This window comes from Chryseobacterium sp. Leaf394, from assembly GCF_001424105.1.
Taxonomy (GTDB): domain Bacteria; phylum Bacteroidota; class Bacteroidia; order Flavobacteriales; family Weeksellaceae; genus Chryseobacterium.
In genome coordinates this window covers 1,103,372-1,124,497 of record NZ_LMQH01000011.1, presented here as the reverse complement: position 1 = coordinate 1,124,497, position 21,126 = coordinate 1,103,372, and the positions used below count along the sequence as shown (strand labels likewise).

Annotated in this window: 16 protein-coding genes; 6 read left to right on the top strand and 10 right to left on the bottom strand. The window is 36.3% G+C overall.

What is annotated here, in order from left to right:
- Window positions 1–35: 35 nt before the first annotated feature.
- From ASG21_RS09600 to ASG21_RS09580, 5 genes are all read right to left on the bottom strand, one after another.
- A complete protein-coding gene (locus ASG21_RS09600; RefSeq protein ID WP_082482408.1) occupies window positions 36–1,943 on the bottom strand; it encodes a transglutaminase domain-containing protein in 1,908 nt (635 codons plus the stop codon).
- A gap of 2 nt (window positions 1,944–1,945) precedes the next feature.
- Window positions 1,946–3,886 carry a transglutaminase domain-containing protein gene (locus tag ASG21_RS09595; RefSeq protein WP_056078898.1) on the bottom strand — a complete coding sequence of 647 codons (1,941 nt, stop codon included), beginning with the start codon at window positions 3,884–3,886 and terminating at the stop codon, window positions 1,946–1,948.
- Window positions 3,887–3,888: 2 nt separating this feature from the next.
- The gene (locus ASG21_RS09590; protein WP_056078894.1) at window positions 3,889–5,781 is read right to left on the bottom strand and encodes a DUF3857 domain-containing protein; all 1,893 of its coding nucleotides are present in this window, start codon (window positions 5,779–5,781) and stop codon (window positions 3,889–3,891) included.
- 128 nt (window positions 5,782–5,909) lie between these two features.
- Window positions 5,910–7,844, bottom strand: coding sequence for a DNA topoisomerase (ATP-hydrolyzing) subunit B (gene gyrB, locus ASG21_RS09585; protein WP_056078891.1), 1,935 nt, complete (start codon window positions 7,842–7,844; stop codon window positions 5,910–5,912).
- Between the two features lie 2 nt (window positions 7,845–7,846).
- A complete protein-coding gene (locus ASG21_RS09580) occupies window positions 7,847–8,941 on the bottom strand; it encodes a hypothetical protein (protein WP_128414269.1) in 1,095 nt (364 codons plus the stop codon).
- A 332-nt stretch (window positions 8,942–9,273) separates the two neighbouring features.
- Here ASG21_RS09580 and ASG21_RS09575 point away from each other — a divergent pair, with 332 nt between their 5' ends.
- Both ASG21_RS09575 and ASG21_RS09570 read left to right on the top strand, forming a co-directional pair.
- The gene (locus tag ASG21_RS09575) at window positions 9,274–10,617 is read left to right on the top strand and encodes a cytochrome ubiquinol oxidase subunit I (protein ID WP_056078884.1); all 1,344 of its coding nucleotides are present in this window, start codon (window positions 9,274–9,276) and stop codon (window positions 10,615–10,617) included.
- Window positions 10,614–11,627, top strand: a complete 1,014-nt coding sequence (locus ASG21_RS09570; protein WP_056078879.1) for a cytochrome d ubiquinol oxidase subunit II — start codon at window positions 10,614–10,616, stop codon at window positions 11,625–11,627. Before ASG21_RS09575 ends, ASG21_RS09570 begins: the two co-directional genes overlap by 4 nt.
- Window positions 11,628–11,922: 295 nt before the next feature.
- On the opposite strand, the gene ASG21_RS09565 is transcribed toward ASG21_RS09570, so the two are convergent.
- The 5 genes from ASG21_RS09565 to ASG21_RS09540 form a co-directional block, all read right to left on the bottom strand.
- Window positions 11,923–12,750, bottom strand: coding sequence for an OmpA family protein (locus ASG21_RS09565; protein ID WP_056078877.1), 828 nt, complete (start codon window positions 12,748–12,750; stop codon window positions 11,923–11,925).
- 125 nt (window positions 12,751–12,875) lie between these two features.
- Window positions 12,876–14,576 (bottom strand): lysine--tRNA ligase, encoded by a 1,701-nt coding sequence (lysS, locus tag ASG21_RS09560; protein ID WP_056078874.1) that lies wholly within the window; start codon window positions 14,574–14,576, stop codon window positions 12,876–12,878.
- A 535-nt stretch (window positions 14,577–15,111) separates the two neighbouring features.
- On the bottom strand, window positions 15,112–16,035 hold the full coding sequence (gene rlmF, locus ASG21_RS09550; protein ID WP_056078867.1) for a 23S rRNA (adenine(1618)-N(6))-methyltransferase RlmF: 924 nt from the start codon (window positions 16,033–16,035) through the stop codon (window positions 15,112–15,114).
- A 3-nt stretch (window positions 16,036–16,038) separates the two neighbouring features.
- Window positions 16,039–16,407 carry a c-type cytochrome gene (locus ASG21_RS09545; protein ID WP_056078864.1) on the bottom strand — a complete coding sequence of 123 codons (369 nt, stop codon included), beginning with the start codon at window positions 16,405–16,407 and terminating at the stop codon, window positions 16,039–16,041.
- On the bottom strand, window positions 16,407–16,622 hold the full coding sequence (locus tag ASG21_RS09540) for a hypothetical protein (protein ID WP_056078861.1): 216 nt from the start codon (window positions 16,620–16,622) through the stop codon (window positions 16,407–16,409). Before ASG21_RS09540 ends, ASG21_RS09545 begins: the two co-directional genes overlap by 1 nt.
- Before the next feature lie 376 nt (window positions 16,623–16,998).
- Here ASG21_RS09540 and ASG21_RS09535 point away from each other — a divergent pair, with 376 nt between their 5' ends.
- From ASG21_RS09535 to trpC, 4 genes are all read left to right on the top strand, one after another.
- Window positions 16,999–18,423: a chorismate-binding protein gene (locus ASG21_RS09535; RefSeq protein ID WP_056078859.1), complete on the top strand. Its 1,425-nt coding sequence runs from the start codon at window positions 16,999–17,001 to the stop codon at window positions 18,421–18,423.
- Window positions 18,424–18,438: 15 nt separating this feature from the next.
- Window positions 18,439–19,047: an aminodeoxychorismate/anthranilate synthase component II gene (locus ASG21_RS09530; protein ID WP_056078854.1), complete on the top strand. Its 609-nt coding sequence runs from the start codon at window positions 18,439–18,441 to the stop codon at window positions 19,045–19,047.
- A 78-nt stretch (window positions 19,048–19,125) separates the two neighbouring features.
- Window positions 19,126–20,115, top strand: a complete 990-nt coding sequence (trpD, locus tag ASG21_RS09525; RefSeq protein WP_056078850.1) for an anthranilate phosphoribosyltransferase — start codon at window positions 19,126–19,128, stop codon at window positions 20,113–20,115.
- A 229-nt stretch (window positions 20,116–20,344) separates the two neighbouring features.
- Window positions 20,345–21,124 carry an indole-3-glycerol phosphate synthase TrpC gene (trpC, locus tag ASG21_RS09520; protein WP_056082286.1) on the top strand — a complete coding sequence of 260 codons (780 nt, stop codon included), beginning with the start codon at window positions 20,345–20,347 and terminating at the stop codon, window positions 21,122–21,124.
- Window positions 21,125–21,126 lie beyond the last annotated feature (2 nt).

Here is a 21,126-nt window from a genome sequence, read left to right as displayed (position 1 = left end):
AAAAACCATTCAAATGTGAATGGTTTTTTATGTTTTTATTTTTTTGTTAAACTGATGACCTGATTTTCGGCATCAGAAATTAATTTATAAACCTGTTTGAAAAAAGGATAGTATTCTCTGGGATAGTTTCCACTAGCAATTTTAATTTCAGAGGTTACCCGCAAAATATTGTCTTTCAAAATTTCGCATTTATACCTGTAAGACACCTCGTCGTCATCAGTTCTGGTACTCTGCGGTTTTGGCATCTCAGCTATCTTATAACCTTCAGGAATTTCGATTTCTACAGTCTTTGTGTGGTGATTCGGTGAGACAAAATCAATTGAGTTTATTCGTTCTTCCACCTGATCAAAACCATGATTTTGTGCTTTTAAAAATAATAATGGATTTAAAATTATTTTTGAACCAACGATATCAATATTTCCGTTATCAGTAAAAAGTAATGTGGAGTGCATCTCACCGTCTGCTATCTTTTTGGTCTCAACATTTGCAGTGGTAATATTTAATTGAGCTTTGAAAGCATCATTATATTTTACAGGACTATATTCGTAAGAGTCGTATGTTTCGATAGCATACATTCCGGTTTCTTTCTGAGAAAAATTACCTCTAATTTGAGAATTCTCCAAATCTAATTTAGCTTTTACAAATAAATTTTTCGTGCTGTTGTTTGTGTTTGAAAAGGAGATATCGGTAGCTTTCTCTCCCTCAACCAAAATACCAAAGTCATTCCAGTCTCTTTCCGGAAGCAGGTTTGCTTTTGAGTTTGGTGAAGTCGCATCATAGAAATAATACTGACCATCAATTTTCACTGCTGCCAATACAAAATTCAGATTATTGACATTGGGAGAGACGATATTTAAAATTCCATTATTTACAGTGGAAATCAGCAGCGGATTAGCTTCCAGACCAGCACTCCGCATAAGACTTACCAAAAGCAAATTGACGTCTGCCGCATTTCCTGATTTTTCTTTTACCAGTTGTTTAGGAGTTTGACTTGTGATGATTCCATAATCATCTTTCCACCTGAAGTTCGTTTTTACATATGCAAAAATCTTGTCTGCCCGGTCTGTTTTTTTTATTGTTGTTTTAATTTCTTCAGACAAAACATTTTTTACTGAAGATTTTAGAAAACCTCCAAAGTTATCATTTCCATCAAGATTTTTTGCAATTTTATTCCATGTTCTTGCATATTCATAACTATAGTTTCCGAACGTGTACTTCTGAAGTTCAGGTTTGATCCTTTTTCTGAATCTGTCAATATTTTTCACATGCTTTTCCTGCTTCACCGGCTTCATATCGGCGAAGGCAAATCTTTCACTTCTGTATGCTTTTCCCAAACGGCTGTCGAGTTTTGACTCATGATGTTTCGGTTGTAAAAGACTCCCAGCATTATTAAATGTATAAATAATATCGTCAGGATATTCCAGGTTATACTCCTGATATACAACAGGAATATCATGTTCGAGGTAGCAGCTAACATTAAAAATTCCCGTATCGAGTTTGTAAGAATATTCGATCACATCGCCATCTGCCACATCAGGGATCGCCATTTTGTAAAATTTTAAACCTTTCACTACATTTTCCTTGAGCTGCTCTTTTTTGTTATAGCTCAATTTCTCTACCTTCCCATTATTATGATGATATACATTAACTATAAAACCGGAAATCATCTCACCAGACATTACAGGAATCTCGATATTCAGCCATTTCTCAGATCTTTTTCTGTCAAAAATTTTTATTTTCGAAAAATAAGTTTTCTCTGCCGACAGGCCTTCAATATTATACCGTATACTGTTGTAAAGAATCTCCGCCGCAGCGGATTGATCAATAAGTGATTTTGATTTTTTCAGTTCCTCCTCATTAATCACAGGGTACTCTAAAAATTTGTGTTGCGAAAAATAAAGATTTGAAAACATTACTAATCCTACCGCAAATCGTTTTATCATTATTACTGCTTTGTTTTCGTTAAACTCATCACCTGGCTTTCACTGTCAGAAATAACCTTCCAGATCTGTTTGAAGGCAGGATAATATTCTTTAGGATAATCTGCACTTGCTATTTTGTATTGTGAAATAACCTTTACTTTTCTATCGGTTTTCTCCACGATATACGAGTAGCTGATTTCCTTATCTTCAGTGACAATTTTTTTGCTTTTTGGCAAATCACTGATTTCGTAACCTTCAGGAATTTCAATTTCAACTGTTTTAATTTTTGAGACGGGAGAAATAAAATCGATCATGTATTTTCTATCTTCAGTCTGACTGAAATCATTACCTGTCGAATGCAGAAACAGCAAAGGATTAAAAATCTTTTTCTTTCCGACATTATCAATCAGGTTTTCAGAACTGAAACTCATTTTAGATTCAAAGTCCCCGTTTTCAAGGACGTTCGTTTTTATATCTGTAAAATCTACTGAGAAATTTTCTTTGTACTGTTTCCTGTATTTTTCCTGATTTTCATCGTAATTTTCTTTTGCATTCATGGCGAACAAACCAACATCTTTATCTTCATAAATCCCACTGATACTGCCGTTTTCATTGATTTTAGCCTTCGTCGTCAGATAATTATAAGACATTTTGATATTGTTGATACTGATGACATCAGCCTTATCATCCTTCAGAAGTAAACCTGTGTTGTTCCAGACTCTTGATGGTAGAATTCCTTCTGCAGACTGTTTTGATGTTGCATCAAACAGATAAGATTTCCCATTGATTTCAGCACAGACTATCATGTAATTAAAGTTTCCGACATTGGGAAAAGTTACATTTACATTTCCGTTTTTAATGGTAGAAATCAAAACCGGATACGCTTTAATACCAGAACTTCTGAACATACTCAACAGCATCAGATTTAAATCTCCGCAATTGCCGGTTTTTGTCTTGATAAGATTTTTCACTCCATTTTCTGCGTAATATCCGTTGTTTTCGTTCCAGATATAATTGGTTTTTACGAAATTATGAATCTTATTTGCTCTTGCAATCTCATCCTTCTCACTCAATATTTCGGCAGGCATTATCTCTTTCACGGCCCTGTCTTTTTTATACTGACTTCCGAAATCTTCATCATCCCAAAGTTTTTTCCTGATATCTTCCCATGTAGATGTATACATTTTTAAATTGTTATTGAAAAAAGTAGAATGCAGTTCAGCACGTATTTTTGTGCGGTAATTGTCTTCATTTTTTACAAACTTTTCAGATTTAAATGCTTTTAAATCTTCATAGGCAAAACGGTAAGTTTTTGTAGTTCTGCCATAGAGTTGCGCCTCTTCCACTTTCCGGTGTTTAGGAGCAAGACTACCGGTAAAGTCGATGTGATAAGACATTTCCACAGGTGATTCAAAAACGTATTCTGTGTACTCAGAGGGAATATCAAGCTCGATATATGCCATCGGAACCTGATAGACAAAAGGCGACGAAACTTCATATCTGTACTCAATTACAGATCCGTTTTTGATGTTGGGGAAAGCAAATTTGTTTACAGTAGTATGCTTATTTTCCTTGGATTTAAATTTCGAACTCTTATCAACTTTTGTTTCTGCAATTTTATCGTTTTCAAGATTGTATACTACAGCTTTCATTGATCTCAAAGCCTCTTTACTTCCGGAATTATTGTCATAGAGCGAGATTTCGAGATTCATCCAATCCTCCACTTTATCTTTATCATAAACCTTTATTCTGTAGGAAATATTTTTCAGAAGATCGCCGGAAGTATCGTCAATTCTGTAGTGAACTGAACGGTAAAGTATTTCTGCCGGTGCTTTCTCATCAATTGCAGACTTTGTTTTTTTTAAATCTTCAATTGTAAATTTGGGCATTTTCAGAAACTCATGTTTTTGAGAATACAGAAATGCTGCTGAAACACAGCAGAAGGTTAATAATATTTTTTTCATGGTTAAGATTTTTTGGAGATCATTATTTTTGAGTTGTCCGCATTCAGAATTTTTTTTCTGAAGCTTACATAATCGTTGTATTTTTCTTTGTTGTAAATGCCTTTTTTTATCTGAATAACTCTTTTTACAATCAGCTGAGCCTCTTTTTTCTCAAAACTCAGGCTGTATGTTCCAAATTCAGAAGTTAAAATTCCGTTTTGTGGCAATTCTTCAATGAAGTAGCCTTCGGGAAGTTCGTAAGCGATTTCGTAATCGTCTTCGTAGGCAAATTTTGTTTCGAACGGTAAATTTCTTGTCTCATTATCATGAAAAAAGCCTTCTGAATAAATAGGTACGGCTCTGAAAATAAGACTGCTGCCCACCAGTTTTGAGTAGTTTAAAGCTTTAAAACTAAGATCATAATTAATGGATGCCACATCGCGGTCATTTTTAAAGTCATTCATTTCAAGATTCTCAAAATTCAGCATAGACATCTGTGACTTTAAAGCGTCATTTCTTTCTTTTTGAGACAAACCCGCAAATCCAAGATTAAAATCATACTGATTTCCGGTATACTGCATCTTTGCTTTTCCGTTAATGGTTTTATCAGCATTCAAAACGATATTAATCAACTGTTTTTCTCTGTTTTGCTGTGCTGTGTAATTCGGAGTATCAATAATTTCTATTCCGGATGGTTTCACCGCCAAAACATTTCTGTCTGTAGTACTGTAGCTCAAATGGTTAAAAGCAATTTCCTGCGATGTATTTTCCAGCCAGATATTTCCTTTTTCAGTCGGAATTACCAGAATAACGTGGTTACCACCCATCTTCGGAAAGTCTTTATCAAAACTTATTGCTGAGGGATTTGAATTGATGATAGCGTAATGCGATTCTATTCCAGCTTCATCAAGCAGTATTTTCATATAATTGGTAAGACCTTTACAATCTCCGTAGCCCTTTTTCTGAACATCATCCGGTAACATTGGCTGCCATCCGCCAATTCCGAGAGAAACAAAAATATATCTTGTCTTGCTCTGCATATACTGGTAGATTTTCTTTATTTTTTCTTCTTTGGTTCCGGTAAGATTTAAAGCTGCAATTTCCGCCTTGATTTGTGGAGTAGATGCTGAAACAGGCTTTAACAGGCTGTTGTGATACCATAATCCGAAATCTTTCCAAGTCGTAATTTTTCCTTTTTTCCCGACAAGATTAAACTCATCAAGAGAAAAACTTACTTTAGGCAGAATTTTCTGAGGATTCGGAACCAAAACTTCCTCATCCAGCGCAGGAATATTCTGATAAGTATAAGTCTTTGTATTGCCTTTGTCATCGGCACTTACGGACGCGTAACCGAAGGACGACGGATACACCTTTGATCTGAGATTAATTCCTGAATTGTTTACCACCGAAAATGTACTTTTTTCAAGGGAAATATTGAAATTGGCGAACGGCGTAAAATCGGGAATAAAAACCGTGCTTTCATCTTTCTGTTCATATGAAAACTCTACGGTATACGGAAATACAGATGGAGTATAAGACAAAATTAACGCCCTGCTGTCTGAATAAAAAGATCCCTGACTGTTCGCTGCGATATCCAGAAAATCACCTTTGGAAAATGATTTAATTTTCTTTCCGCTTTCGTCATAAACCACAACTTTTACATTGCTGATGACATCGCCTTTCTGATAAAATATTTTTGGAACAGCAAAACTCACCGCTTCTTTGTTAAGAACGCTTACCGCAGAATAATTTTTATAAATGATCTCATCGATCTTATTAATTTCAACCTGAGTGCTTTCACTTCGGATGACCGCACTGGCATTTTTTTTAATTTCCGGAGAGATTGAAGAGACAGGATAAGTTTGGGAGTAATAAAATGAAGCCACAAATAAAGCTCCGGCAATTATGATTTTCATCGTGAATATAGTTTTCACCAAAAATATAAAAATCTTAATTAAATGTTAAATAAAAAATCAATATTTTGAGAAATAAAAAAAGGAAGACCTAAAAAAGTCTTCCTTACTATATAATTTTGTATGATCAGTTATGCGTCAATCTTCGCATACTTGGCATTTTTCTCAATAAATTCTCTTCTTGGCGGAACCTCATCCCCCATCAGCATTGAGAATACTGAATCTGCTTCAACTGCATTATCAATCGTCACCTGCTTCAGAATTCTGTGTTCAGGATTCAGAGTTGTTTCCCAAAGCTGTTCTGGATTCATTTCCCCAAGACCTTTATAACGCTGAACCTCAACACCTTTTCCGTCCGGAGCCATTTCAAGAGTAAATTCTTCACGTTCTTTTTCGTTGTAAGCGTAAATCTTTTTGTTACCTTTCTTTAATAAATATAAAGGCGGCTGAGCGATATAAATATAACCGTTTTCGATCATTTCTTTCATGAATCTGAAGAAAAACGTCAGAATCAAAGTTGAGATGTGAGAACCGTCGATATCAGCATCGGTCATGATCACAACTTTGTGATACCTTAATTTAGATAAGTTTAAAGCTTTACTGTCTTCCTCAGTTCCTACAGAAACTCCGAGTGCCGTGTAAATATTTTTAATTTCTTCGTTATCGTAAACTTTATGAAGCATCGACTTTTCAACATTCAAAATCTTACCTCTTAACGGTAAAATAGCCTGGAAAAATCTGTCACGCCCCTGTTTGGCAGTTCCACCTGCCGAATCTCCCTCGACTAAGAATAATTCAGATTCTGCCGGATTTTTTGAAGAACAGTCAGACAATTTTCCCGGAAGACCGGAACCTCCCATCGGAGATTTTCTCTGAACCATTTCACGGGCTTTTTTCGCAGCCTGTCTTGCCTTTGCAGCCAAAACAACTTTCTGTACGATAAGCTTTGCTTCATTAGGGTTTTCCTCGAGGAAGTTGGTCAACATTTCACCAACGATTTTATCAACCGCACCGGAAACTTCAGAGTTACCCAATTTAGTTTTCGTCTGACCTTCAAACTGAGGTTCCATTACTTTTACAGAAACTACAGCCGTCAAACCTTCACGGAAATCATCTCCGGTAATTTCAACTTTTTCTTTAGCCGGAATACCCAAATCATCAGCATACTTTTTCAGAGTTCTTGTTAAAGCACGTCTGAAACCTGCCAGGTGAGTACCTCCTTCATGCGTATTGATATTATTTACATAAGAGTGAAGATTCTCGCTGAATGACGTATTGTAGCGCATTGCCACTTCGATAGGAATATTTTCTCTTTCCCCTTCCATGAAAATAACGTTCTCCATGATAGATTCACGGTTTCCGTCGATGAATTCTACAAATTCCTTCAATCCTCCTTCAGAATGGAAAACTTCAAAAGCGTAAGATCCGTCTTCATTTTTTTCTCTTTCGTCAACAAGTGTAATCGTAATTCCTTTATTTAAAAAAGATAATTCTCTTAATCTTGCGGCAAGCGTATCATAATTGTACACCAATTCCTGAAAGATAGTGCCATCCGGCTGAAAGAAAACTTCGGTTCCTCTTTCGTCTGTTGTACCAATCTCAGCAACGTCTGCCAGAGCCTTACCTTCAGAGTATTTTTGCTGGTATAATTTACCGTCACGGCTTACCGTCGCAACTAATAAAGTAGAAAGCGCGTTCACACAAGATACCCCAACCCCGTGAAGACCTCCGGAAACTTTGTAGGAATCTTTATCAAATTTACCACCCGCTCCGATCTTGGTCATTACAACCTCGAGAGCTGATTTTTGTTCCTTTTCGTGAAAATCTACAGGAATTCCTCTACCGTTATCTTTGACAGATATACTCTCTCCTTCATGTATCGTAACCAAAATGGTGTCACAATGTCCGGCCAATGCCTCATCGATAGAGTTATCCACTACCTCATAAACCAAGTGATGAAGACCTCTCACACCCACATCACCGATGTACATGGACGGTCTTAATCGAACGTGTTCCATCCCTTCAAGGGCCTGAATACTTCCTGCATTATATTGTTTTTGACTCATATTTATTGGTTGTTCTTTTTAATATTAAATATATTTTTCAATTTATAATGGTAATCGAATCTATTATCATTTCCCTTAAAATAAACCTGTACTTCCATTCTGTCGGGATATAATAAAAGTTCAATATTTTTAATCTCATTTTTTTTCACCTCAATTTCTCCAACTTCCTGTTTTCCTTTGAGCGTATTATGATAGCTGCTAATAAATTTAAAATCGGAAGAAAGACTGTCTGCAAATGGAGTTATTTTAAATATAAAAACATATGTTTTTAATTTGAAATCGTATGTTAAATTATGCTGAATATTGTTGATGTAAAAAAATACGTCAGATTGATCATTTTTGCTTTTTCCGTAAAAGAACTGATTCGGAAGTACAAGTTTCAAAGCGTTCTGCGGTAAATCAATACTTCCTCTCGGAAGAATATACTCATTGGTTACATCGTCCACTCCATTATTCCAAATACTCCCATAAAAGTCATCAAGGTTTTTTCTGGTTTTATCCTCATCAGGGTTTGCCAGATAGGCTTTGTATGGAGCAAAATTACAATCAGAATCTGGCATCTTACTATTTATTTCCTTACATAACCTAGTCAACAGACCAGGTGATTCTGAATCAAAATTCTCATTAATCTGAATTTTATTTGCTTTATTAATATCCCTGATAAACTGTACGGAGTTATCTATTTTACTATTAAAATTTGCCACTTTCATATTAAAAAAGTGAGCTAACAGCTGTTCATCAGTAATGTTACCAAAAAACTTCATATAAAAGAAATTCGTGGTATTATTTCGAGGATTGTAGGTGTCAAAATCTACGGTTCCTTTGGGTGCTTTCCAAGTACCTGTGGCTCTTACCGGGACTGTAGAAATCGGTTTACCCATCAATTTGCTGTTGATTTCAGGAACAATCACAAATCCCGTCTTCAAAAAATCGTACTTTTTGTTTTCGAAGAAAATTAAATCTAAAGAATTGAAACTACCTCCATTTCCATCTGAATGCTGAAGGTTTTTAAAAAAAATTTCTTGTGAATTTTTTTTCTGTTCATTTACAAAAAAGTTGTATTCTCTGGGAAGATTTATTTTCTCTCCTTCCTGCATATAAATACGATTCAACCCATTCATAAACTGAGCAGAATAAAATGAAGCAGAAAAAAGAAAAAAGGCGATAGCACCCTTTCTGTTTAATAATTTTACACTTCGTTTTCTTTGCACTTCGTTTTGAATAAAAATTCTTACAAATATCGTGATTTTTTTCGACTTATGAAAGTATTTTGAATCTTAAAATATCAGAATTTATCCTAAAAAAGTGAGTCCTTTCCGGACATAAAAAACATTAAAGTTACAACCCAAATCTGAAATAATTGCAATGTTTTAAATCATATTATGTTACCATAATTTTATCCGTAACTTTCAGCTGAAAAATTAAAATTATGGACGATTTCTTAGCTGCACGGGCCCAAATGGCACTCTCATTAGGATTTCACATCATTTTCGCCTGCGTGGGAATGGTAATGCCTTTTCTCATGGCATTTGCCCACTGGAAATATCTGAAAACAGGAAACGAAATTTACAAAGGGCTTACGAAAGCATGGAGCAAAGGCGTTGCCATTTTATTTGCCACCGGAGCGGTTTCAGGAACCATGCTTTCTTTCGAGTTAGGATTGCTCTGGCCGGGTTTTATGAGGCACGCCGGACCAATTTTCGGAATGCCGTTTTCTCTAGAAGGTACAGCATTTTTTATTGAAGCTATCGCCATTGGATTTTTTCTTTACGGTTGGGATAAATTCAACAAATGGTTTCATTGGTTTTGCGGATTTTTGGTTGGATTAAGTGGTTTGGCATCAGGAATTCTGGTTGTTGCAGCGAATGCCTGGATGAATTCACCTACGGGTTTTGATTATATTAATGGAGAATACGTCAATATCGATCCTATTAAAGCCATGTTCAATGAAGCGTGGTTTCCTCAGGCTTTACACATGACAGTTGCCGCATTTTGTGCGACAGGATTTGCCGTTGCGGGAGTTCATGCATTATTAATTATGAGAAAAAAGAATGTTGAATTTCATACCAAAGCGTTCAGAATTGCCGCCGGCTTTGCATTGATTGGAGCTTTTGGCGCACCTTTGAGTGGTGACGTTGCCGCAAAATCTGTTGCAGAAAGACAGCCTATAAAATTAGCTGCTATGGAAGCACATTTTGAAACTGAAAAAGGCGCAGCTTTTGTGATTGGCGGAATTCCTGATGAAGAAAAAGGTGAAATAAATTATGCTTTAAAAATTCCAAAAGTATTAAGTTTTCTGGCAACGAATGATTTTAATGCGGAAGTGACAGGTCTTAACGATTTTCCTAAAGATGAATGGCCTCCTGTTGCCGTTGTACATTACGCTTTTCAGATTATGATTTTCTTTGGAGTAGTGATGATCTCCATCGGAAGTCTTTATCTCTACGCTTTCTTTTTCAAAAAGGATTGGTTAAATAAAAACTGGTTATTGAAAACATTTCTTTTCGCAACACCTTTCGGATATATTGCTTTGGAAGCAGGCTGGACGGTTACCGAAGTCGGCAGGCAGCCCTGGATTATTTACGGAATTATGAGGACGGCAGACGCGGTAACTCCAATGCCCGGAATTCAGTATTCATTTTACTTTTTTACAGCGATATTTGTTTCGCTCTCATTGATTATTATATTTCTTCTCAACAGACAGATCAAAATGGTTCCGAAACTTTACGACCCTACAGACGCGCAGTTTAACTCTAAATCTAAAAAATCATGATCTATGTAGTAATTGGTTTCCTGTGGCTTTCCGTATGTCTTTATGTGATTTTGGGCGGCGCTGATTTCGGAGCAGGAATTGTGGAATTAATGACCAAAAAGAAAAACAGAAAGTACACCGAAAAAATTATGTACGAATCGATAGCACCCATCTGGGAAGCCAACCACATGTGGCTGATCATTGCAATTGTGATTCTGTTTGTCGGTTTCCCGGAAATTTACACCACGATGTCCACTTATCTTCATATTCCTTTGGTGATGATGTTGGTGGGAATTATTGCAAGAGGAACTGCATTTACCTTTAGACACTACGATGCGGTGGAAGACCGATGGCAGATTATTTATACGCAGATCTTTTATTATGCAAGTCTGTTAACGCCATTCTTCCTGGGCTTAATCGCTGCAGCAACGGTTTCACAATCAATTAATCCTGATGCTGAAAACTTTTTAGATCTGTATGTTTTCAGCTGGCTTAACTGGTTTGGTGTTGCGGTTGGATTGTTTACTGTCTCGCTTTGTGCTTATCTGGCGTCCATTTTTTCTTTACGTGAAATAAGCGACAGGTTAGAATTGGCTTTGATGATTAAAAAATCACATCAGACGATGGTTTTTGTAGTGATTTCAGGACTATTGGTTTTTTCAGCCGCTTATTTTTCCGGTATTCCTTTAACTAAATGGATTTTTTCTAAACCATTAGGTGTGATGTCAATTTCTTTTGCTACGATTTCTTTAGGTTTAATTTTAAGAGCAATGCATAAAAGAAAATTACTTCCGGTGAGAGCTTTAGCAGGATTTCAAATCATTATGATTCTGGTTGCGGCAACCTATCAGCACAATCCGGATATTATTCTTTTAGGAAACGGACAACACCTTTCTCTACTGAAACATATTGCAGCGGAAAAAACGATTTCTGTGCTGGGCTGGGGATTGATTTTGGGATCGATTTTCATTCTGCCATTTTTATTTTATCTGATGTTTTCGTTTTCAAAGGCATCAAAGAAACGATCTTAATTTAAATAAACTTAATTCGTTTGGATACTGAAAAATAGTAACTTAAAATTTACACTCATTTCCTTTAAACTCATGCAAACATTAATTAAAAGATAAACGGGATACATTTTATTTAAAGTCAACTTCAGATTCCACTTAATTTGGATGGTTTAGGTAAAACTGAATGCGGAAAGATTTCTATTTAAAAAAAGAAGATTTTGAAATTGTGAAAAATCGTAGTATATTTCTTATAACTGTTATCACAAAAAAGACAAAAGCTGCTAGTTGAAGTTCTTTATTAAAACAGAGCTTAATTTTATTTTTTAAGCAAAACCAGCTCCACTCTCCTGTTCTTGACACGGTCGGCTTCAGTAATTTCGGGATAAACAACAGGATTAAGATGACCCAATCCCAAAACTTTGATTCTGGCTGAGTCAATTCCCTGCTTCAATAAATATTCTCTGATGGAATTTGCTCTCGTCCATGAAAGATTAAAGGTTCCCAAATCTGCATCTTCGCCATCAAAATTTTCGTAGTCACAACAGATGTGGCCCTGCAGTTCAACTTCTAAGTCAGGATTTTCTTTCAGAAGTTTATACAGTCTGAACAAATTTGTATTTGCGCTTGGAAGCCAGACATGTCGCCCTCCAAAAAAATTCACATTATGCAATGAAAAAGTATCTTTCACTTTCATCATTGCGGTTTTTGAATCAAGAAAACTCGGAGGTGCTTTCCTTGAAATCTTCTCTCCTTTATTGAATAATCGCTCAATAAAAATATCTACCCTCCTGTTCTTTGCACGCAGATCTTCTGTACTGTTATCGTTGATCTGTTTAGTAATTCCTAATCCAACTGAGGTGGAAAGTTTTATATTTTTGCCGACTCGCATTTGAAGATATTCGCTGACTGCTTTCGCCCGTTGTTCAGAAAGTTTTTTATTTAAATCTTCATTTCCAAGCGGATTTGAATTCCCGAAAATTCTGAAAGTAAAATTCGATTTCAGCTGAGAAAGACTGTCTAATTTCTGTTTTGATTCTAAATCTAAATCAAAAGAATTGTTTTTAAAATAAATTGATGTAAGCGTCTGTGCATCGATTTTGAGACAAAAAAGAAGAATAAAAACTGTCACAAAGTATTTCATCATTATTAGCTTTTATAGTAAACGGAAAAATACTGATTTATTGTTTACAACAGAAAATCAAAATTCACTTAAAAATAAATAGCAGACTTTTCAGCCTGCTATTTACTAAAATATCTATTAAATGGTTTTTAAACCAACTTCATCAAAACATTCTCATCAATCTTCTCCACTTTCACCAAACCTCCTTTGGTCAAAGTTTTAGATGCCTTATCCCATTTTTTTCCTGATAACTGACTTCTTTCCTTTACTTCAGCCAAAGAAAAAACTTCTTCACGGGAATTTAAAATCTCAAGAATCACTTTTTCATCTTCTCCCAATTCAACCTGAGGGACAGTTTTTTCCGGCTTCATCTGTGGGAAGAACAAAACTTCCTGAATGGATGCGTTATCCGTTAAGAACATAATTAATCTATCCATCCCGATTCCCATTCCTGAAGTTGGCGGCATTCCATATTCCAAAGCTCTTAAGAAGTCTTCATCAATAAATTGTCCTGCTTCATCATCTCCTTTTTCAGCTAATTTTAACTGATCTTCAAAACGTTCTCTCTGGTCAATTGGATCATTTAATTCTGAATATGCATTGGCAATTTCTTTACCGCAAACCATCAGTTCAAAACGCTCAGTAAGACCTTCCTGACTTCTGTGTTTCTTTGTTAAAGGTGACATTTCTACAGGATAATCGGTAATAAAAGTCGGCTGGATGAAGTTTCCTTCACATTTCTCACCAAAAATCTCGTCGATTAATTTCCCTTTCCCCATCGTCTCATTCACTTCAATTCCGATAGATTTTGCAAATTCGAACAATTCCTGTTCAGACTTTCCGGTAATATCAAAACCTGTATATTTTTGAATTGCTTCCGTCATAGAAACCCTTGGGTAAGGCGCTTTCCAGCTGATTGTATGTTCCCCGAAAACAGATTCTGAACTTCCATTAACAGACGTTGCACAGAATTCCAATAACTTCTCGGTATAATCCATCATCCAGTTGTAGTCTTTGTAAGCTACATAAATTTCCATTGCTGTAAACTCAGGATTGTGTGTTCTGTCCATTCCTTCATTTCTGAAGTTTTTAGAGAATTCATAAACACCGTCAAAACCACCAACGATCAGTCTTTTCAGATATAATTCGTTCGCAATTCTTAAATATAAAGGAATGTCTAAAGCATTGTGATGCGTAATAAATGGTCTTGCCGCCGCTCCACCAGGGATCGACTGTAAAATTGGAGTTTCAACTTCAAAATATCCTGCATCATTGAAGAAAGTTCTCATTGCATTGAACAATTTAGTTCTTTTAACGAAAATATCTTTCACCTGCGGATTTACCGTTAAATCTACATAACGCTGTCTGTATCTCATTTCGGGATCGTTGAAAGCATCGTGCACTACTCCATTCTCATCGGTTTTTGCCTGAGGAAGTGGTCTTAGAGTTTTAGTTAAAAGCGTAAAGTTTTTCACCAAAACCGTCATTTCTCCAACCTGAGTTGTGAAAAGTTCTCCTTCAATACCGATGATATCACCGATATCTAAAAGGTGTTTGTAAACGTCGTTGTATAAAGTTTTGTCTTCTCCCGTACAGATTTCGTCACGGTTAAAATAGACCTGAATTTTCCCTGTAGAATCCTGCAATTCAGCAAAAGAAGCCTTCCCCTGAATACGGCGGGACATCAGTCTGCCCGCAATCTTCACCTGTTTACTTTCAGAAAAATTCTGTTTTATAGATTCTGTAGTATCTGTAACCGTATATTCTTCTGCGGGGAATGCGTTGATTCCCATTTCAACAAGCTTAGTCAGCTTTTCTCTTCTAATGATTTCCTGTTCTGATAATTGCATTATAATTCAATTTTTTCGAATTGCAAAAATAAGGAAATTTATAGGTTTATGGAAGTTAAATTTTGATTGCAAATTATACAGTAAATATCTCACACTTTAAGTTATAAAAATTTCAATCTTGTTTAAGGATTTTAATATTGAATCTTTAAGGCTTCGACAAGCTCAGCCTGACACTGTTTATTATAAAGCGTTTAATATTAGAGATGTCACGCTGCGCCTGTCGAAGCGTTCTCACACAACTATAGTTCATAATAAATTTGAAAGAAAATGACTTACAATTGAACGCAAATTTCAAATACAATTAAATCTTAGTGAGAAATAAGTATTTGATTTGATTCGCTATTGTAAAAGCATTGAAATTTTTAAAATCTTATTATCTGTGGTATATCCTTTACCACAATGTGCACAAAGGATTTACGCGAGGTGCACAAAACATTGTGAACGTTGTGACATTCTTAGTGTTCTTTGTGGTAAAAACCAAAGATGACAAACAGTGGATAATCAAATTCAATTTTGAAGGTTTATCCAAATATAATTAAAAGAAACTATTTCTCCTGTTTTTAGGAACAAAAGTCCATGCTAAAATTCTGCTGATCTTTTGACCCTGCGTCATATCGATTGTTTTTACATCGAGAGCAGCTACCTTCTTTAAAAGTGAATTTAATTTAAATAAATTTTCCTTTTTCGAAACCAAAGTTGTGAACCAGAGAATCTGTGAAGAATACAGAACGCTTTCCTCAATCATTTTTGAGATAAAAGCGATTTCTCCACCTTCACACCACAATTCAGCCTGCTGTCCGCTGAAATTGAGATTGGGTTTTTGAACTTTTGAATTTTTAAGATTTTTTGTTTTCCTGAGATTGCCTTTTAACGCAGATTCTTCAGAATCATGAAATGGCGGATTGCACATGGAAAACGTAAATTTATCCTGAGAAAGAATATTTTTAAAGATAAAATTGTATTCCGGCTGAAATTTCAACTGAATATTTTCAGAAAAATCCAGATTTTCATCCAAAATCTTCTGCGCATTATCTAAAGATTTCTGGCTGATATCGGTTCCAAGCATTTCCCAACCGTAAGACTGATGCGCAATCAGCGGATAAACCAAATTGGCTCCGGTTCCAATGTCGAGACCTTTGACTGACGATCCTTTCGGGATTTCTTTGGAATTTCCTGCCAATAAATCAGCGATGTAATGAATGTAATCTGCACGTCCCGGAATGGGCGGACAAAGATTTTCGTCGGGAATATCCCAGTCTTTCACCTGATAAAAATGCTGCAACAAAGCTTTGTTAAGCAACTTTACCGCTTTCGGAATGCTGAAATTGATGGTTAAATTTCCGTACGAATTTGTGAAAACATAATGTTTCAGTTCCGGCACACAGGAGATCAGTTCGTCGAAATTATAAGAATTCCGGTGCAGATTTCTTGTGTGCAGGCCTGATTTTTCGGTGGTCATGAATTATTTTTTCTGTTTCAGAATATATTCCACCATTTTTTTGGCATCTTCTTTTGAAAACTGCGGATGAGGCTGCATCGGAACGCTACCCCACACACCACTGCCGCCTTCAATGATTTTTGAGGCCAACAGTTCGATGTCTTTTTCAGAATATTTTTCGGCAATTTCCTTATAAGATGGGCCAATCATTCTTTCGTTGATGCTGTGACAGGACAGACAGTCAGACGTTTCAATCATGGTTTGCCCCGAAGAATTGCTTACAACCGAAGTCGCCACGTCTTTTGATTCTGTAGACTGCGGTTCGGAAGTCTCTTTTTTAGAACATGAAATAACAAAAAAGCCTGCCATTCCAGCCAAAAACAGTTTTTTCATTATTTGTTTGTTCCTGTAGAATCTGTAGATGGTGACGGCGCAGGAATAGCTGCAGCAGGAGCAGTTTCGGTCTTAGCTGTAGAATCAGCAGGTGCTGTTTTTACTTCCGGTTCTTCCAACATCGTGTTGCTGTCCTGTAAAGAATGATCTGTCTTTTTTGAGCAGCTTGCCATTACTAAACCTCCGATAAATGCGATTGCCAATACTTTTTTCATATGAATATTTTTTATTTTTCTAATTTTAAATGAAATCAGTTGGTGACTTCATCCGTTGTTATTTTCGGTCACAAAAATATAAAAATAATTATTGAAACACGAGAATTAAAGGTTTTTAAATCATATTTAAACTGATTCAAAGAAAAATAAATTTCACTTTTTCATATTTTTCATTTCTGATATTAAAAAAAGTTCTACATTTGTCCTATGATTAATTCAGTTAACAAAAATTGGTGGTGGCAATCAAACTCTTCGTCGGGTCTGATGCTATTGTCGTGTTGTTAATTTTACAGCAGGAATATTATAGAAAAACATACAGAGACTTTGACGATTGCGTTGAAGTCTTTTTTTTGTCGAAAAATTTAAATTTATTAAAATGTTTACTCAGAAAATCAATATAAAAACCACCTCAAAAAAGACATTGGGAGACCTTCAGACCCCGATGAATATTTATCTTCAGATCAGAGATAAATTCCGCGACACTATTCTTTTGGAAAGTTCAGACAGCAAGAATATCGACAACAATTTTTCTTTTATTGCCGTCAATGCGATTGCGGGAATTGAAATTAAAAATCTACACGAGTTTGAAGTAAAATTCCCTAATGAAAGTCCAGAGAAAAAGCCTTTGGAGAATATTAAATTGACAGATCTATTGAATCAATTTTCTAGAACTTTCATCTGTGAAAAAACAAATGATTCTATCGAAGAAACTGCACAGAGTCTTTTTGGATACACTAGTTTTGAAGCTGTTCCACTCTTTGAAAACATCGGTTTCAAGCCTCAAAGCAAAGAAGTTGAAATCCCGGTTTTGCGGTACAGACTATATCAGTACGTGATTGCCATCAATCATTTTAATGATGAAATGCACTTTATTGAAAATCAAATCGACGGTGTAAAATCTGAAATGCGCCTGCTGCAGGACTTAATTAAAAATAAAAACGCTCTTGTTTATCCTTTCGAAAAAGATGGTTTTGAAACTTCAAATCTTACCGATGAAGAATATCTGGAACTGGTAGGAAAAGCGCAAAAACATTGTATGCGAGGTGACGTTTTTCAGTTGGTTTTGAGCAGAAGATTTGAGCAGAAATTTAAAGGTGATGAATTCAATGTTTACCGTGCTTTGAGAAACATCAATCCTTCCCCATATTTATTCTTTTTCGATTACGGAGACTATAAATTATTTGGTTCAAGCCCTGAAAGTCAGTTGATCATTAAAAACAGGAAAGCCATTATCCATCCGATTGCCGGAACATTCAAAAGAAGCGGAGATTTTGAAACCGATTTGCAGTCTGCCGAAGCCTTAAAAAAAGATCCGAAAGAGAATGCCGAACATACGATGCTGGTCGATTTAGCCAGAAACGACCTAGGCAAAATGGGAAAAAACATAACCGTGACCAAACTGAAAGAAATTCAGCTTTTCTCGCACGTCATTCACATGGTCAGCGAAGTGACGGCAGAACTGGAAGAAAACACGAATCCGTTTGACATTGTTTCTGCCACATTTCCGCAGGGTACCTTAAGCGGAGCTCCGAAATACAAAGCACTTCAGCTCATCAACGAATATGAAAAAGATTCCCGCGGATATTATGGTGGCTGCATCGGGATGGTCGGTTTGAACGGTGACTGCAATATGGCGATTATGATCAGAACGTTTCTGAGCAAAAACAATACATTATTTTATCAGGCCGGAGCTGGATTGGTTGCAAAATCAGTTCCCGAAAACGAGCTTCAGGAGGTGAATAACAAACTCAACGCCCTGAAAAAAGCGGTAGAGAAGGCGGAGAAATTAGTTGTTAATTAATTATTATAAAACAAAATGACAAATATACTATCAAACAACAACCATCAAACAACAACCAAAATATTGGTCTTCGATAACTACGACAGCTTTACCTACAACCTCGTTCAGATGATTGAGCGAATTTCAAATAAAAAAGTTGACGTGTACCGAAACGATGAAATTTCACTGGAAGAAATCGAAAAATATGACAAAATAATCCTTTCTCCAGGTCCAGGAATTCCTGAAGAAGCCGGAATTTTACTGGATTTAATTAAAAAATACGCACCAACAAAAAGTATTCTCGGCGTTTGTCTCGGTCAACAGGCAATTGCAGAAGCTTTCGGCGGAAATTTAATCAATCTGACAGAAATTTTTCACGGCGTGGCGACATCTTCCAAAACTGTGAGAGAAAATGTAAAACTGTTCAGAGATTTACCCGAAGAAATTGAAGTTGGAAGATACCACAGCTGGGCAGTCAATCCCGAGGATTTCCCGTCAGAACTGGAAATTACAGCGACCGATAACGACGGAATGATCATGGCCTTGCAACACAGAAATTATGATGTTCACGGCGTTCAGTTTCATCCTGAAAGTATTCTGACACCTGATGGAGAACAGATAATCAGGAATTTTTTAAATAGTTGATTGGATTTAACTGATTGTTGATAGAATTTATTCACAACAATTTCACTAAAAACCAACAACTAAAAACCAACAACTTTTATGAAAGAAATACTCGAATACCTTTTCAATCATCACACCTTATCAAAATCGGAAGCAAAAGCGATTATGATTGAAATTGCTCAAAATAAATTCAATGCAACTGAAGTTACCGCTTTCATCAGTATTTTTCTGATGCGGAATATCACTTTGGAAGAACTGGAAGGTTTCAGACAGGCTCTACTTACCATGGCCGTTGAAGTCAGCATTGAAGCAGAAAATACCATCGACATCGTGGGAACCGGTGGCGACGGAAAAAACACCATCAACATTTCCACTTTGGCGAGTTTTGTGGTTGCCGGAGCCGGACAGAAGGTGACCAAACACGGAAATTACGGAGCTTCAACGATAACTGGTTCGTCAAATGTTTTGGAAGCACTGGGATATCAGTTCAAAAAAACGTCTGAAGAGCTCAATCAGGATCTTGAAAAAGCCAATATCTGTTTTCTGCACGCTCCTTACTTTCATCCGGCACTGCAGTCGGTGGGCGCTTTGCGGAAATCTTTGGGACTGCGTACGTTTTTCAACCTGCTCGGTCCGTTGGTTAATCCCGCAAAAACACAGTTTTCAGTGATTGGTGTTTACAACCTCGAGATTGCAAGAATTTATCAGTATCTGCTTCAGAAAGACAGCTGCGACTTTATTCTGGTGCACGGATTGGACGGTTACGACGAAATCAGCCTGACCGGCGACAGCAAGATCATCACGAAAGATGGTGAAGAAATTTATTCATCTAAAGATTTAGGTTTCAACCCTGTCGATCCGCAAAATATTGCTGGTGGATCAACCATTCAGGAATCTGCGGAACTGTTCAAAAATATTCTGGAAGGCAATGGTTCGGCAGATCAGAATGCAGTTGTTGTGGCGAACGCCGCGGTTGCGCTGTATCACACAAAAAACTGGGGTTCTTATTCGGATTGTCGTTTGCTGGCACAGGAAAGTTTAGAAAGCGGAAAAGCCCTGATTAGTTTAAGCAATTTGATCAAAAACTAATTTTCAACCAACAAAAACACTTCCCCGAACGTTAATTTTACAATTTTTTAGGGCGACAATTTCCGTCTTCCGCTCCCAATCTTTTTTTTGCCAGGCTTTTACCACCGCAAAAAAAAGGATTTCCGCTCAAGCCGGGTCGCAAAGTTTTTATAAGTAGAAAATTTAGTTAAAAATTAAAGTTACAACATCCACAAAGCTTGTGTCCCTAGTGGTGAAAAAAATAAACAAAATGAATATTTTAGATAAGATCATTGCAAGAAAAAAGCAGGAAATAGCAGATTCAAAATCCAGAATTTCATTGCAGCAGTTGAAGGATTCAGAATTTTTCAACAGAAAATCATTATCGTTGAAAGAAACATTACAGTCAAAATCCCGAATTATCGCTGAATTTAAAAGGCAATCTCCCTCAAAGGGAATTATCAATGATAAAGTCTCTCCTTTGGAAGTTGCTTCTGCCTATGAAAAATTTGGAGCTAGTGCCGTCTCGATTTTAACGGATACGGATTTTTTCGCTGGTAGTTTTGAAGATATTCTCAGCGTCAGAAATCACATCAACATTCCGATCTTAAGAAAAGATTTTATGATTGATGAATATCAGTTTTACGAAGCAAAATCGATGGGCGCTGACGTAATTTTGCTCATTACAGCCTGTCTTTCGCCAAATCAGGTCTCAGAATTTACTGAATTGGCGCACAGTTTAGATCTGGAAGTCTTACTCGAGATTCACACTGAAGAAGAACTTCTACACATTAATGAAAACGTTGATTTCGTCGGCATCAACAATAGAAATTTAAAAGATTTCAAGGTGGATTTACAACATTCAGTTCATCTGAAAAATCAGCTTCCGGAAAACACTTTATCCATCGCTGAAAGCGGTATTTACAGCGAAGAAGATTTTAATTTTCTGAAAGAAAAAGGCTTTGACGGGTTTCTGATGGGTGAATACTTTATGAAAGATGAGAAACCTGGAAATAAATTCGCAGAATTTATTTCTAATGTAGCAATGTAAAA